Source organism: Paenibacillus sp. M-152, assembly GCF_003856555.1.
Classification (GTDB): Bacteria; Bacillota; Bacilli; order Paenibacillales; family Paenibacillaceae; genus Paenibacillus; species Paenibacillus polymyxa_C.
Genome location: NZ_CP034141.1, coordinates 1,766,209 through 1,781,307 on the forward strand (window position 1 = coordinate 1,766,209; position 15,099 = coordinate 1,781,307).

The 15,099-nt window shown below is 43.9% G+C and carries 15 protein-coding genes; 11 read left to right on the forward strand and 4 right to left on the reverse strand.

What is annotated here, in order from left to right; genetic code table 11:
• Nucleotides 1-3: 3 nt before the first annotated feature.
• A complete protein-coding gene (locus tag EGM68_RS07955) occupies nt 4-477 on the reverse strand; it encodes a hypothetical protein (RefSeq protein WP_129548959.1) in 474 nt (157 codons plus the stop codon).
• 219 nt (nt 478-696) lie between these two features.
• Here EGM68_RS07955 and EGM68_RS07960 point away from each other — a divergent pair, with 219 nt between their 5' ends.
• Nucleotides 697-1,080: a DUF423 domain-containing protein gene (locus EGM68_RS07960; RefSeq protein ID WP_129548960.1), complete on the forward strand. Its 384-nt coding sequence runs from the start codon at nt 697-699 to the stop codon at nt 1,078-1,080.
• Between the two features lie 105 nt (nt 1,081-1,185).
• Here EGM68_RS07960 and EGM68_RS07965 read toward each other — a convergent pair whose 3' ends face one another.
• Both EGM68_RS07965 and EGM68_RS07970 read right to left on the reverse strand, forming a co-directional pair.
• Entirely contained in the window at nt 1,186-1,734 is a 549-nt protein-coding gene (locus EGM68_RS07965) for a hypothetical protein (RefSeq protein ID WP_058829284.1), read from the reverse strand.
• A gap of 365 nt (nt 1,735-2,099) precedes the next feature.
• Nucleotides 2,100-2,870 carry an ANT(4')-I family aminoglycoside nucleotidyltransferase gene (locus EGM68_RS07970; protein ID WP_129548961.1) on the reverse strand — a complete coding sequence of 257 codons (771 nt, stop codon included), beginning with the start codon at nt 2,868-2,870 and terminating at the stop codon, nt 2,100-2,102.
• 457 nt (nt 2,871-3,327) lie between these two features.
• On the opposite strand from EGM68_RS07970, the gene EGM68_RS07975 reads away from it, so the two are divergent.
• Both EGM68_RS07975 and EGM68_RS07980 read left to right on the forward strand, forming a co-directional pair.
• Nucleotides 3,328-3,909, forward strand: coding sequence for an RNA polymerase sigma factor (locus tag EGM68_RS07975; protein WP_240664135.1), 582 nt, complete (start codon nt 3,328-3,330; stop codon nt 3,907-3,909).
• Nucleotides 3,866-5,563 carry a DUF4179 domain-containing protein gene (locus EGM68_RS07980; protein ID WP_058829287.1) on the forward strand — a complete coding sequence of 566 codons (1,698 nt, stop codon included), beginning with the start codon at nt 3,866-3,868 and terminating at the stop codon, nt 5,561-5,563. The genes EGM68_RS07975 and EGM68_RS07980 overlap by 44 nt, the downstream gene beginning before the upstream one ends.
• Before the next feature lie 266 nt (nt 5,564-5,829).
• Here EGM68_RS07980 and infC read toward each other — a convergent pair whose 3' ends face one another.
• On the reverse strand, nt 5,830-6,345 hold the full coding sequence (gene infC, locus EGM68_RS07985) for a translation initiation factor IF-3 (protein ID WP_129548962.1): 516 nt from the start codon (nt 6,343-6,345) through the stop codon (nt 5,830-5,832).
• 172 nt (nt 6,346-6,517) lie between these two features.
• Between infC and EGM68_RS07990 the strand changes: the two genes are divergently transcribed.
• From EGM68_RS07990 to EGM68_RS08025, 8 genes are all read left to right on the forward strand, one after another.
• Complete coding sequence (locus EGM68_RS07990) at nt 6,518-7,513, forward strand: ABC transporter substrate-binding protein (RefSeq protein ID WP_013370192.1); 996 nt, start codon at nt 6,518-6,520, stop codon at nt 7,511-7,513.
• Entirely contained in the window at nt 7,510-9,558 is a 2,049-nt protein-coding gene (locus EGM68_RS07995) for an iron ABC transporter permease (RefSeq protein WP_025676426.1), read from the forward strand. The genes EGM68_RS07990 and EGM68_RS07995 overlap by 4 nt, the downstream gene beginning before the upstream one ends.
• Before the next feature lie 139 nt (nt 9,559-9,697).
• Nucleotides 9,698-10,009: an ArsR/SmtB family transcription factor gene (locus EGM68_RS08000; protein ID WP_014599587.1), complete on the forward strand. Its 312-nt coding sequence runs from the start codon at nt 9,698-9,700 to the stop codon at nt 10,007-10,009.
• Between the two features lie 74 nt (nt 10,010-10,083).
• The gene (locus EGM68_RS08005) at nt 10,084-11,259 is read left to right on the forward strand and encodes an MFS transporter (protein WP_129548963.1); all 1,176 of its coding nucleotides are present in this window, start codon (nt 10,084-10,086) and stop codon (nt 11,257-11,259) included.
• Nucleotides 11,260-11,493: 234 nt separating this feature from the next.
• Nucleotides 11,494-12,018: a hypothetical protein gene (locus EGM68_RS08010; protein ID WP_129548964.1), complete on the forward strand. Its 525-nt coding sequence runs from the start codon at nt 11,494-11,496 to the stop codon at nt 12,016-12,018.
• A gap of 88 nt (nt 12,019-12,106) precedes the next feature.
• On the forward strand, nt 12,107-12,781 hold the full coding sequence (locus EGM68_RS08015) for a VOC family protein (RefSeq protein WP_129548965.1): 675 nt from the start codon (nt 12,107-12,109) through the stop codon (nt 12,779-12,781).
• A 96-nt stretch (nt 12,782-12,877) separates the two neighbouring features.
• Nucleotides 12,878-13,333 carry a GNAT family N-acetyltransferase gene (locus EGM68_RS08020; protein ID WP_013370198.1) on the forward strand — a complete coding sequence of 152 codons (456 nt, stop codon included), beginning with the start codon at nt 12,878-12,880 and terminating at the stop codon, nt 13,331-13,333.
• A 223-nt stretch (nt 13,334-13,556) separates the two neighbouring features.
• A complete protein-coding gene (locus EGM68_RS08025) occupies nt 13,557-14,888 on the forward strand; it encodes a helix-turn-helix domain-containing protein (RefSeq protein WP_129550305.1) in 1,332 nt (443 codons plus the stop codon).
• Nucleotides 14,889-15,099 lie beyond the last annotated feature (211 nt).

Genomic DNA, 15,099 nt, shown 5'->3' on the forward strand with positions numbered 1-15,099 from the left:
AAATCATAAAGACTGCACAGAGGAAGGATAAATATCCGCTGTGCTATTCGGAATCGAAAGACCGATGGCAAGTAGTGCAATAAAACCTACAATAATGAGTGCATTAATGATTAATCCAGTAATAGCAAAGGTTTTTTTGCGGTTTTTTAACGCAATGCCGATGATCCCGACCACAAGTCCGCTACAATTGAGCAGCAGGCTGGCTAAAAAAATAAAGGGAATCAGCATCGTTCCGGTTTGCTGAAAAACGACTTCCGGGTTCATTGTTTGGTATTGGCTGAAATGAGCCATCAGATTAATGACCATAATAGCCAAGATAATATATCCGATCAGACTGACGAGCGACATAATAAAAGAGGCAATTCCGGGACCGGAATGCTTGAGCTTGACCGGAGGCTGAAACACAGGAGCTTCTGAAAAAACAGGGTGCTCCTCAGACGCAGCAGGCTTTTGCAAATTAGGATCTTGGTAACTCATTTTTTCAACTCCTTGAACATAGTCCGAACAGGTACTAATTTTCCACAAAATAAACAAAAAAGCAAGCCACTTTACATATTACCCTCCAAATAGACAGGGCTTAATCATCGAATTTCGTATGTGGTTTGTTTACACACACTGGCTGGTAAACTTCATGCTGTTCCGATAAAATAAGAAGAACATTCGGGTAAAAGGAACAGTGAAAAGGAGTAAAAAAACATGCAACGGAGATGGATAATGGTAGGATCTATAATGATGATGTTGGCGGTAGCCATTGGAGCCTTCGGAGCGCATATTGTAAAAGCATGGATCGACGCGGATGCATTGGCTATATATGAAACCGGTGTGAAATACCATATGATTCACGCTGTCGGTTTGCTGATCATTGCATTGGCTGCCGGACAATGGGGCCCTTCGACCCGCTTAAGATGGGCCGCGCGGCTGTTGTTCACGGGTATCATTTTGTTTTCCGGCAGTCTGTATGTGCTAAGTTTAACCGGAATCCGTGTGCTGGGTGCGATCACCCCATTAGGGGGCGTATGTTTTATTGCAGGATGGATATTCCTGGCATGGGCTGCTGCTGGTCTAAAGAAAGAGGCTTAGAAAACTTACCGGTCCATACTAAAAAAGAGAATCGTGAGGAAAGACGCAATGTTTTTCCACCGATTCTCTTTTTTCATGCTTAGTTGTTTTAGTGAGATGTTACACTTATGATGTGATTTCGTCAATCTCATTCATTTTAAAGGAGTATACTTGCTTCTCATCGACATGATACACACTCAGCAGGTTATTATCATGGTCCAGGTTGAGTATGCGGCAAGGAATGCTGCGCTGTCCTCCATAGCGGTTCACAATTAACCGTACAAGCGTATTATCATGTATATAGCGTTTGATCCATTCGTACGTACTAAGGTCTTGTTGTATTGCAGGCTTTGGCTGTACGTGGGATTGTTTGATCTCTTGAACAACGGGTGTCTTGTTCGGAATTGCGGCTGACTTCTTTTTGGAGAATCTCTCCGCAAGCGTAGCGGCTGCATCAGATGGGCTATTAACAGCCGACTGTTTTTTTAGATATAATGCAGCTTCAATTAAATTGCCAAGTTCGATACCAGATTGAATCCGACTATCCGCAATTTGTTCGTTTTGGCTCAAGAGATTAAGCAGGAACTGAAGGGCCTCTACGTTCGAACGACCTTTAACTAATACATCAACATTAAATAAATAACTGGTTTCGTCTTGATTTGATTCCTTTTTCATACATCCTCCAGCCCAAGCCCTGGGTAATTAGTCTTTTGTAGTATCTATCAATATATCATTAAAATGTAATCTGTCATAGGGCCTAGGGCCCTGTTATTGGATATTAACAAAAATTAGCTCTATATAAAGACCTATGCGTTACATTTTCTCTGAAAACACAGGAAATATACATTCTGGCATGTGTACATGAACAAGGACTGTATATGCGAAGATTAATAGAGCCAAAGTATGCATATACCGAGAATAAGCGAGGTGGGGGATGAAATCAAGTGATTTAAATTTAAAATATTTTACAAAAAAATATAACGTAACATGTCTGTAAAAAGGATCTCATCCGCTCAGAAGAAAAATGAAAAAATTTCCGATTAAAATGGGATTCGTTGTGAATTCATATGATAGTCATGTTCGACTGCCCAGCTCACAAGACCACTCCAGAAATTTTCACAGGCTGAAATGATCTTTGTGGATTCCGCTAAGTCACCGGACATGACCATCTTAACCAGATGATCAAATCCTTGTGGACGACTTGGCAGTTCCAGTGCTTCCGGTAGAACCATTGAGCCCGTTGAGAAAAGCTTCTGATTGTGTAACCCAACTAACATAGCCCCATATTGGGCAAACTGCATGATCAAGTACGGCAAGTAAGTACGAGGGCCATTTATACTGACATTTCTAAGCTTTCCAATAAACTCATACATTTCACCTACAAGCACTTCGTTGATGGCATGCCTGAAATCTTCCCTTGTTGGGGATTCGGCAGCTTCCTTTAATATAGAAAAAAAGTCTTTAGGATCATACAGACGAAGTGGGGAAAAGAAGGGTCCATGTGTTAACGGCCAGTCGCCCTCAACAGTAGAGGCGGTTTTCAGAAGAATGTCTGAACTACAGACGTTCACCTCAGCTTTCCAGGGACCCGCCGACCATTCATGGCTAAAATCTACAGGAGCGTTGGATTCACTTAATACACAAAACATTTCAATATCTGAAAAAGGGCCGTCCGTACCTTTGGCAACAGATCCATAGACCCCTATAGCTAGAATTTTGTCTCTATATACCTCATGCAACCTAGCAGCTATTTCGTGGCAAGTCTGAAATCTCTCAATTCGAGAAATGTGAATAGGTCCATTCATGTTCATTAGTGATTCTCCCTCCGATTTATTGGGGTGAGTTGAAACTAACACATGGATGGAGGAGACCGGGCTTAACGAGGGACATTTTTTCGATGCATTCCAATTCCCCCCAAGGGATTTTCTTATGGGAATTGTACTCAAACGGGTCTATTTTAGCAAGCATATTGCTCTGTCCATCTTACTTAGGCTATTGATAGAGCGGTCATAGGGTGAATCTACGGCTGAAGATTGTTGCTTGAGCGCTGTAAGAATTGGCGATAAGTTTAAGGCATGTATTTTATGAGTAAAGCGGTGATCCTCTCACAGCTGAACTAGGCATAGAGAAATGAGCCAAGTGTTCATGACCTTGAGGGCAACAAAACCTCAAGGTCTTTTTTATATGGATCAAGTGAGAGAAAAGATGCAGATTAGGAGTCTTAGAAATGAAACAAATAAAAGCCGGACCGTAAGAGGAGGGGAACGCGTGGAGCTGACAGACGATCATTCCATTATTGAAGTTGTATTAAAAGGCAATAAACAGGCGTACGCAGACATTGTCCGGCGCTATCAGAATAAGCTTTACGGTTTGTTTCGCAAGATGGGGACTTCTGAAGCGGATGCTCAGGATCTGACCCAAGAGACACTAATTAAAGCCTATCGTAAACTGGCAGCACATAACCCGTCGCAAAGTTTTGCCGGTTGGATGTATACAATTGCCGTCAATTTGCAGAAGGACCGTGGACGCCGAAAAGATCCGAAGTCTCCGGTACAGGAAGATACATATGAACGTGAAACACCGGAATCAAAGTTGCTGCAAAAGGAACTACGTTTCGAATTGGATCGCTTGTTGGAGACGCTACCCGAACATTATCGACTTGTGTTGATTCTGCGCTACACTAACCAACTGAGTCACAAGGAGATCGCTAGTATTACTGGCATGTCGGTTCGGCAGGTTAACAACGCCGTCCACCGTGCTAAAATCAGCCTACGGAAAACCGTAGAAGCCAGGAAGGGGCAACGTTATGAGATTCTGGGGTCGTACAACAACGAAAAAAGCCAATCTTGAAGCAGTAGACGGTAAATCGATGATAGAAGATAGGAATTGGGAAAATTCGTTGTTTCACGAAAGGCTTCCTGATGAGTTTACCGACCAGGTGATGCTGGAACTGGAAGGAGTGGAGATCGAACCAGCTGACAGAGCCGACGCGAGCGATCAGGATCTATCCAGATACTCTGCGAGCGGGCAACCCGCGGAAACGGAGGCACAGATTATGACGGGATCGACTGGACACGGGAAGCGGCAACAGAACGCAGCAGCGTACGATGACACGTCCATAGTTGCTCAGGTGAAACATTACCGTCTTACCAGATGCTCTTCACAGCTTAAAGTATGGAGTGTGGTGGTCGTCGTCTCTGTATTTGCGGTTAGCACACTACTGTATACGCAGCCAACTCTCGCAGATACGGTGAGATCGCTGTTTGCGAAAGATAGTTATGTGGATAGCGGTATGAAGAAGGCACGTGAAACAGGGCTGGTACAGATTTCGGGCGCCAGCGCTAAAGATCAGGGTTACACCCTGAAAGTCAACGAACTTATCGCCGATTCGACTAGAATGATTATCGGGATCGACGTTTTCGACGCCAAAGGAAATGCTATAGCCGGGGATTTTGGTCTTCAAGATGTCGATTTCAGTATCTTTGATAACCAGAGAGGTGATATTGGCGCTGTTCCTTTTGAAGTAAGCACAGGGAGCAACGAGACAACTAGCAGGATTGAGTTCGACTTTACGAGGCCAGTACTGACTGACAAGCTTCAGCTTAGTGCGCATATCCGTGAACTTAGGCTGTATGCGGATAAACTCAATGTGGAAGCTCCTATTAAAACGGTAAAAGGAGATTGGAGACTGAATCTTGAGGCAGATCTGACTAAAGCCAAAGAGCAAACGTTGCTGACTCCAATTGATAAAACGTATGAGACGCCAAGCGGCTTACAAATTCACATGCAGGGAGCTACTCGGACACCAAGCGGCGGATCATTGGAATATACGACAGAGTTGACTCCGGAAGCGGCAGGCCGAGCGCTGAACGGAAAAAGCGGATTCCACGAGCTTAAGTATCATCTGGAAGATGCACAGGGGAAATGGCTTGGGGATAACAGAGAACCTGAATTCGAACGCCGATCTAAATTGGACCGTTGGAGTGGCAAGACGCACTGGTTCTATCAATTTAATGACTTCGCTTATGATAAGCAGCAAATTCGATTCGTATTGGACGGCTATATAATTCGAGAGAAAAGCGAAATGTCGGTCGTGCTCGACCCGGCTCAAACCTCAGCTGTGCATCCCGTTAAATTTGAAGATTCGGGTGATGCTTATCTGTTCAAGGGGCTTAAACTTCGTCCCGACAGTTCCAATTCGGGCAAAATGTATGCGACCATTCCGGTTAGTGGTACGTTCAGCAGTCCAAACTTCACGAAAGATATCTGGGTTGCAGTTGACGAGAATGGCAGGGAGTATTCAATGTTTTTTGGCGGAGGCTATACCACAGACCGTGCAGGTGTGATCGAGCCGCAGGAGGATGCCGGATATTTCGTCGATGGTCTAAATCAAATGCCGAAACAGCTCACGTTAAAACGAAAGATTGTTAACCATTTGTACAAGGATGCCGATTGGTCGTTTGTCATACCGCAAACGGGAACGAACGGCGTCATCCTGAAATAAGCAAGCGGTTATGTATCGAGGTTGATGAATGAAAAACCTTTTTGGTATCTCCCTTGGAGCAAAGTAGCTGTGACAAGAACAGGAATGAGGTGGAGCACTTGATCATAGTAAATCAGATAACCACATTGAATCTGCTCGCTCTGCTTCACCTGACTTGTGCCGAAGATAAAAAGAAAAATTCAAACAAGGGATTTATAACAGAGGGCACATTCGGCCCTCTGTTTTCATACGGACGAAGAGACTTGTCCAATCTACCGATTCGCCATTCAGCGAGGGTTTAATTTTACCTGTGAGCCCTTGCCGCCCGTCTGGATTCCAGTTTCCTTTACGCCGACTTCCTTCAGATCACCCAGTAGACGCTCCAGCACCGCTTTGGCGACAGGTGCTTCTTTTGCGCCTGAGGCCTTAACGACCAACTGTACCGGCTTACCAGAACGAAGCTGTTTGTCCGCCTGACGCAGCTTCGTGTCGTAATCATGATCCTCAATGTGAGCGGTGAAGCGGAGCTCCTTGACCTTTTCTTTGCCGCTGTTTCCTGCGGCTCGTCCGTTGTTTGTTTTGCTTGCTGCGGCTTTTTTTTGCGCAAGCGCTTTTCCTTTACCTTTTGCAACCAAACTGCATGGTGGTGGACTACTCATCAGTGAGGTGCAGACCAGATCCACTCCTTTGGATCGGGCCATAGCCAAGGCTTCTGACTTGGAAACAACGCCGAGGTTCTCCCCTGAGAGTCCAGTGAGCACCACCTCATTAGCTTTAATTTGCTCGTTGATTAATACTGCCACTTCAATGTAGCCTCCCTTAAAACAATGATAAAGCTATCATATACGGAACCTGTGTGCGATTCAATTGAACTTCGATATATCCTTATTGACAAAAATCACTAACCCCTATACTCTTTTACTGATAATGATTATCATTTTCCGATGCATATACATACAGGGGTGATTGAGAGAAATGAAAAAGATGTTGAATGGCCTATTGTTATTTGTAGTTTTCGCGATTGTATTGGCAGGTTGCGGTTCGGCTGGGGATAGCTCAAAGACGGAAGGTGCTGCAGGATCTGAGCAGACATCTACAGCGGCTGGTCCAGTTACGGTTAAGGACGACCATGGAGAAGTCAAGCTGGACAAGCCAGCGGAACGTGTCGTTGTACTCGAATGGACGTTTACCGAAGATCTGATTGCCCTTGGCGTACAGCCGGTCGGCAATGCGGACAATGAAAACTACAAGCTGTGGGTAACACCGGAGGCGAAGCTGGCTGATACCGTAACGGATATCGGCACACGGGGCGAACCCAATCTCGAAGCGATTGCGGCGCTCAAGCCAGATCTTATTATCTCTAACGCCGATAACAATGCAGCGATTTATGCGCAGCTTAAGGGAATTGCACCAACGATAGAGTTCGATCCTTACAAGGGGAACGGCTATGATTACGATCGTATGGTTGAAATCTTCAAGCAAGTTGCTGTGGCTACCGGTAAAACGGAACAGGCTGATAAAGTCTTAAGCGAACTTGACCAGCACTATGTAGAGGCAAAGGCTACATTGGAAAAAGCGGGCAAAGCAGACTTTCACTATGCGCTGACACAAGCCTTTACATCTCAAAATGCTGCCAGTCTGCGAATGTTCAAAGAAAATTCGGTTGTAGTGGGAACACTTGCGAAAATCGGTATGGTGAACGACTGGAAGTCGGACCAGACTGAGAAGTACGGATTTAGTACCGTTGGAATCGAAGCTCTTCCAGCTGTACAGGACAGTAATTTTATCTACATTACGCAAAAGACGGACGATATATTTGGCGCCGCGATGAAGAACAACACGGTATGGAACGGACTGAACTTTGTTAAAGAAAAACGGACCTACCCGCTAGACGGCACAACATGGACATTCGGTGGCCCAATCTCATCCAAAGTACTGGTTGATCAAGTAGTCGGAGCTCTGACGAAATGACCCGAACGGACACAACGGGTTTATCGAAGACTTGGCGTATAGGAAGCATCTTTGGGGGCGGTTTGCTCGTCCTCATCGTGCTTTTTTTTGTAAGCTTGTGTTATGGGGAGGCTTCGATCCCGCTGCATACAGTCATCGAGGCGTTGACCCAGCGTCAGGATACGCTTGAGCATAACATGGTGTGGGATCTTCGGATGCCGCGTACGGTTATTGGAATCCTGGCTGGCGGCGCGCTGGCTATTGCCGGTGCTTTGCTTCAGGCCATCACCAAAAATCCACTGGCGGCTTCTGATACCCTAGGGATAAACGCTGGTGCCTACTTTGTGGTCGTACTTGGTGCGGTGATGTTTCCTGGCTTGCTGCACCAGGCGCCATTTCTATTTGCCGCCGCTGGCGGGCTGTTGGCAGCGGTGCTAGCTTATTTTATGGGTGGAGGAAGAGCAGGAACTCCGATTCGGTTGGCGCTTGCCGGTCTGATCGTATCCATGGTTCTTGGTTCATTTACCGGAGCGTTGCATATCTTTTATTCATTTGAAACACAGGGGCTGTTTCTCTGGGGTTCGGGCTCACTGGTGCAAAATGATTGGAGTGGGACGACTTACGCTTGGCCTTGGGTAGTAGGACTCTCGGTTATTGCTGTTATGCTGTCAAGGCAGTTTGATGTGCTGGATCTGGATGAGTCCACATCCACATCCCTTGGACAAAAGGTTAGCTTAACCCGGGCGGTGGGAATTGTGCTGGCGGTTCTGCTATCGACCATTACAGTCAGCGTCATTGGTCCCATCGGATTTGTAGGTTTGGTGGCTCCGCATTTGGTTCGCTTAAGCGGGCTGAAAATGCATCGTTGGGTACTGCCCGGTTCCTTCCTATGGGGGGCACTGCTGTTGATAGGCGCAGACGTGTTGGCGAAAATGGTTCACAAATCAAGTATGGATTTGCCAACCGGAGCGGTCATGGCCTTGATCGGGGCACCTTGGTTGATTTGGCTGATTTTGTGGAAGATGAAGCTGCCTTCCGGTATCGGTGGACAGTCTTCAATGAACATAGGTGTGCGCTCTCGGAAATTACCGTTTGGCAGACTGGTTACAATATTTGCTTGCTGTGCCGTGATATTAACGGTATTCAGTCTAATGTTTGGAGGCATGCGCATTCCGGTGGGGGATCTGCTGTCTGGCCTGTTTGGCGGGGAGAACGCGAATTCGGCTTTGCTACAATTTAGAATACCACGCACATTGGTGGCGGCCGGGGCTGGTATCGCGCTTGCGGTCAGCGGCGTCTTGATCCAACTAGCGGTTCGTAATCCTTTGGCGGATGCCTCAATCATCGGGGTTTCTTCGGGGGCTGGTTTCGGCGCGCTTGCAGTGATTATCGTGTGGCCTGGGCTGCCTATTTATATGTTGCCCATTGCGGCAATTGCCGGAGCGACGGTATCGGCAGCGGTAATCTTCTTTTTATCGTGGAACAAGCAACTCAATCCGTCTGTGGTCATCCTGCTTGGTATTGCCGTATCTGCCATCGGATCAGCCGGTATTCAGGTGTTGATCATCCAAGGTTCACTTTGGGGTAGCACAGGCTATATCTGGCTGACTGGTAGTACCTACGCTCGAAACTGGGGGCAGGTGGCGACCATTCTGGCCTTTCTGCTCGTGTTGTTGCCAGTAGCGTGGTGGCTGGCTCGTCGTTTCGATCTTTTGGTATTTGACGATAGCAGTGCCATGGGTCTGGGACTTCCGGTGCGTCGCACCCGGCTGCTGGCGATGGTAGTGGGTGTGCTGCTGGCAGGTGGAGCAGTAGCCTGTGTGGGTACAATTGGCTTCATCGGGCTAATTGCTCCGCATATTGTGCGTACGTTGATCGGGCACCATGTACGCCGTTCCATTGTTCTGTCGAGCATCTTGGGAGCGGTCATGCTGGTGCTGGCGGATACGATTGGACGGACCGTGCTTGCACCGACCGAAATTCCTTCTGGATTGCTGATTGCATTGATCGGTGCACCGTATTTTCTGTACTTGATGTACCGCTCGAATAAGAGTAAATCTGTGTAGTTGAGATGACACGAACAGGCTGTTTCCAAGCGGATTCTCCGTGAGGAAGCAGCCTTTATTATATTTTATTGTGTAATCATCTGAGTAATCATCTGAATTAAATATTTACAAATCTAATAAAGTAGATATAATGTGATGTATGGAACCGTCATTGATTTATAAAGCTTTGTCCAACGAGACTCGTCGTCTAATTATGCAGTGGTTAAAAAAACCGGAAGATTATTTTGATGAACAGGCTTATTTAAAGCAAGGGCTTAATTTTCAAATTGGTGTATGCGTGGGAGATATTCAGGCCAAATCGGGACTGGCACAGTCTGTAATTTCAAGTTATTTATTAACGATGCAAAAATCCGGTTTGTTAGAGTCTGAGCGAGTAGGAAAGTGGACGTACTATCGTCGGAATGAAAAAACAATACAGGAATTTGCCGAGTACATCCAAAAAGAACTATAAACAGAAAGGAGTTTTTTTTCACATAACATATCTACAAATCTATATATATAATTAATTGGAGGCTTATACTTAATATGAAAAAGGTTAACCCGTTACTTATTATCATTCTAGCTTTGGGCGTGTTCGGCATTATTACAACGGAAATGGGGATTATAGGTGTTCTTCCCCAAGTCACTCAAAAATTCAATGTATCAGCTTCCCAGGCTGGTTGGCTCGTCAGTATATTTTCTTTAGTTGTTGCTATCTCAGGTCCGTTTTTGACCTTACTCGTTTCTGGCATGAATCGTAAAGTTATTCTATTAATAGCTGTATTCAGTTTTGTTATTTCAAATATTGTCTATGCCTATACTACTCATTTTGAGGTCATGCTCATTTTTCGTGTTCTCCCTGCTATATTTCACCCTGTCTTTTTTTCAGTTGCCCTCGTGACCGCATCTCATCTTGTCCCCCCTGAAAAGAGCAGTAAAGCCGTCACCAAGGTTTTCGCCGGGATTACAGTAGGATTTGCTTTTGGTGTGCCCTTGACTTCTTATCTTGCTGAGAAGATAGCGTTAGAAGCTGCTTTCTGGTTTGGAGCTGTCGTAAGCATGATTGCATTTGTAGGAATTCTCATATGGCTTCCTTCTCTACCTGTCCAGCAAAAGATGTCTTATGGCAAACAACTTGGTATATTACGCAAGCCTCAATTATGGTTCAATATTGTGTCTGTTATTTTTATCTTTGCGGCTATGTTTTCAGTGTATAGCTATTTTGCTGAATATCTTGGAGAAATAACTCTTATGAACGGATCATGGATCAGCATGATGTTGATGGTCTTTGGAATCGTTATGATTTTTGGGAACTTTTTATTTGGAGGGTTATTACATAAAAATCTGATCAAGACCGTCATCATGTTCCCGTTGCTATATATGGTCGTTTACGTATTCACTTATGCTCTGGGTACATCTTTCCTAGCGATGATTGTAGTTGTGCTCATTTGGGGAGTTGTGCATTCAGGAGGGCTTATTATTAGCCAAACATGGTTAACCACTGAAGCGAAAGAAGCTCCAGAGTTCGGTAACAGCCTGTTTGTCTCGTTTTCTAATCTGGGTATTACGATAGGATCTGCTATAGGCGGATGGTTTATCTCTCATCTGGGAATACACCAGCTCATCTGGAGCGGAATGATGTTTGCGCTGCTGGCATTCTTATCTATGATTATAAAAATAAAATTGTTCAATTCAAATGCAACGGAAGTGAACGTGCGTTAAAATATGGAGAGGCATTAGAAGATACTTTACAAGATGACCATAAAATGATGCATGGGGTGATGTTGATTGCATTTCGTATGGACTTCGATCTTAATGACCTTTGTAATTGTCAGTGGTATCTTGGCGTTGCTCATCTGGGGAGTGATATCCTTGATTAAGCGCTTTCGTTAATTGTAATGAAGGAGTAGACATCTCTAAGTGTTAGAATTTATATTGTCTATGGGGAGGAATCTGATGGATATTCGAATGTATCACGATCTGGAAGCTCAATTGGAAGAAACGATTTGGGCTCTTGGAGAGGAAGCAGCTCTTACACTCCCGTTAGATAGCAGCTTGGCCGAGGAAAAGGTACAGAAGGCTTGGGACCTCATCCCCGAACCTAAGCATACATGGGGCATTACAAGTGTAACTTTGCATCAGTATGTTCAAATTCTCAATTATAACAGCCATATGCAGCGATCAGTAGAGCTTTTAAATGAGGAAATTTTAGATTTGGAAAGTGCGGGGTACCGGATTATACATGCAGGGCCTTACATTCAAATGGCGGAAACTCTTCTTCTGCAGAGCAAGCCTGTATTAGCTCATGAATATCTCAAGAAAGCATACTCGATTGGGAATGCAAGGGCATTTCGGGATCAACCCAAGCTTTATCTCGAAATGGCAAAAAGTAAAGTTCTGGATGAACAGGCTATATTACTTCGTTTTAAGGCGTTGGATGTAAATGCCAAACTTTTGAGCGAATTAAAAGATAGTCAATAACCAATATAATGATCCAATACAGCCCTAAATCGATATGCTAATTTGGATATGTACAGGTTATCTTTTATCTATGAGGGAGGACGATTGTATGAAATTAAAAGCAGTGCTCTTGGACACACGCAGCTTCGAAGCGATGAAAGCTTTTTACGGCTCTCTCCTGGATTTGCAGGTTGTAGAGGAGGGCCCTTCGCGGTTGTCGTTTCAAGTAGGGGAATCGGTGCTTGCTTTTCAGGAATCCTCCCACATGGAAAATGAATTTTATCATATTGCCTTTACGATCCCAACAAATAAATTCATAGAAGCAAAACAGTGGGCCATCGACCGGGGGATTACATTGATTGCAAGATCCCAAGAAGACGAGTTTTTTTTCGAAAACTGGAATGCCACGGCGTTTTACTTCTATGATCCGGATCATAACCTCATTGAATTCATTGCTCACCATACACTCGATAATGCAGTTACTGAAGCTTTCGGTCCCCACTCCCTACTTCGTATAAGCGAGATTGGTCTTCCAGTTGATGATGTTCCAGAGGTATCCAAAATAATCACCGAAACGTTCCAATTTAATTCATGGGGAGGGGCTGGACAGAAATTCGCACCGCTAGGGGATGTGGAAGGTTCCTTTATTGTCACAGACAAGCAACGCCCCTGGTTTCCTGATGATAGGCTTCCGGCCGTGTTCGGCATCAGTGTCTTGTTTGAAGGTACATGTTCTGCCCGTCTTTCGCTTCACAAGGGGTTGTATGAATTGAGATCAACCTAAGTCAAGGCTTTATCTCATCGTCCCCACTCCCGGATTTCTGGAATAAATCAAGAAGTGGGAAAATTCGGGGATAACAATACATACAGGAGAGAATAGATGAATATTAGATTGCTTAAACCAAATGAAAATTGTCCGTTAGAGCTCTTGCTACTAGCTGATCCTTCGCGCCAACTTGTTGAGGAATATTTGAAAAGAGGGCAGTGTTATGTAGCAGAAATTGAGCATCAAATTGTGGGAGTCTATGTTCTTTTACCTACAAGACCCGAAACAATTGAGGTGGTGAATATTGCAGTAGCGGAAGTCATGCATGGTAAAGGGATTGGGAGACAATTAGTAACCCATGCCATTGAAACAGCCCGGTCACAAGGCTATAAAACGTTAGAAATTGGTACAGGAAACTCTAGCATTGGACAGTTAGCTCTCTACCAAAAATGTGGTTTCAGAATTGTGGGTGTAGATCTAGATTTCTTTGTCAGACATAACTATCTAGAAGAAATTTATGAGAATGGCATACAGTGTAGAGATATGATTCGTATGTCTCAGGATTTATAGAGCTTAATTTTCTTTGCAAACCCTTCAAAGGTATCTTAAGTAAGGTTCTGAAAGGTATATGATATTGTGCCAAAAGATGGTACAATAAATTGCGGAAAGGCTATACAATCATTGGATTGCAATAGTCCTTTTTTAATGAGTTGATATCCTAATAAGTTCCTGATAAGGGGTGGTTACTTTGTACAACACAACAACCACGATACTCACAGAGATAGCAAAACATATGAGAGATCATGATTTAATCCTAAGTGATTTAGCTAGAGCAGCCGAAATGAATCCGGGCACCATGAGCAGTATTATTAATGGGAACCGCACACTTTCAGTGGATCAGTTAGATCGAATTACACAAGCGATGGGCTACCCCGTTGGTTACTACTATGAACGCTATGTGTCTGAGTATTTAGCAGAGGCTAATCCGAACTGGCGTCGGATGAGCCCTTTCATACATAATTGTGCGAGACTCAATAAATTGGACTGCATTCATGATGTGGTTAATTTATTGATGGATAAACTAGGCTATTCAGAATCTTTATTTGAGCTTGCCGAAGAATTATTTAGAGAAGGGCTTTATGAAGCGGCAACCATACTTTATGAAAATGTGGCTATAAGTGAGAAAAAGCAATATTCAGAACGTCTGGCTATGTGTCAGTACCGTTTGTTCCATACAAGGCAAGGAGATAATCAAGAGAAAAACTATGAAGCAGCCGTTCAATTTGAAATATACGTTGATCGACTAGATGAGATAGAACAGTTAGATGCATTAAAAGATCTGGCGAATACATACCGTTCATTACGAAAATGGGACAAAGTAGAATTATTCGCTAAAGCTCTGGGAGACAAGGCCAAAATTCAATATAACATGGAGCAACAACGGCATCCTTCCAAAAAAGAAAATGCAAAGAAACCAAGCTTTCCTCTGTTTGCTTATTGGGCTTTTTCTCATTTACTTCGTGATGAAGTTTGCGAAGCACATAAAGATTATGAGAAAGCGCTTCAACATACGTACACATATGCTGACCTAAGTTGGGTGAAGGAAACTGATGACATTACCATGGTATGGAAAAGGCGATATGAAGAATGGGCTGAAGCCAACGCTTATGTAAATAAACTTCACGCTGGTGAAATTGGTGTTTTGAATGATTATGTAGCGTTTTTTTCTTCAAGGAAAGAAGAGACACTTCCCGGATTAGATAACGTAATTGAAGCTGCTAATCGATTTAATTTAAATGTTGATCATATTCTAAATCAATTTCAAACGGGAATTTTAGCTATGCGAGATAAACATGAGGGTGTAGGTGTCTACAATCAACAATTTATTATAGAACGTTATGCTCATTTTACATTTGAATTAGCGGTTTACTACTTTAATAAAAATAATTTTGCAGATGGATTTACTTTTTTATTAAGTTGTTTGGAAAAATCTACATTAGTAAACAATAAATCGTATATAATTAAATGTGTAAAGCTGTATGAATCCTATCTGGAGTATGCATCGTTTGAAACGAAGGCAGCATACAGAAATTTGATTAATAAGGTGGATGAGGATGGGACGTAAAGTGATGATAGCTTTCTTGGTAACAAGTTTTACACTAGCAGCGGTAATGGTTATCCCCCTTCAGTATCAAGACAAAGGATCTACTTACGAGCCGACTGGAAAACACGGAGGAATGTGAGAATAAAAAGGTCTCAAGTTCAAGGTCACAGTAGAACCTAGAAAATCACCATTATTAAGTGGTTAGACGGAATGATCCGTCTAGCCTTTTTAT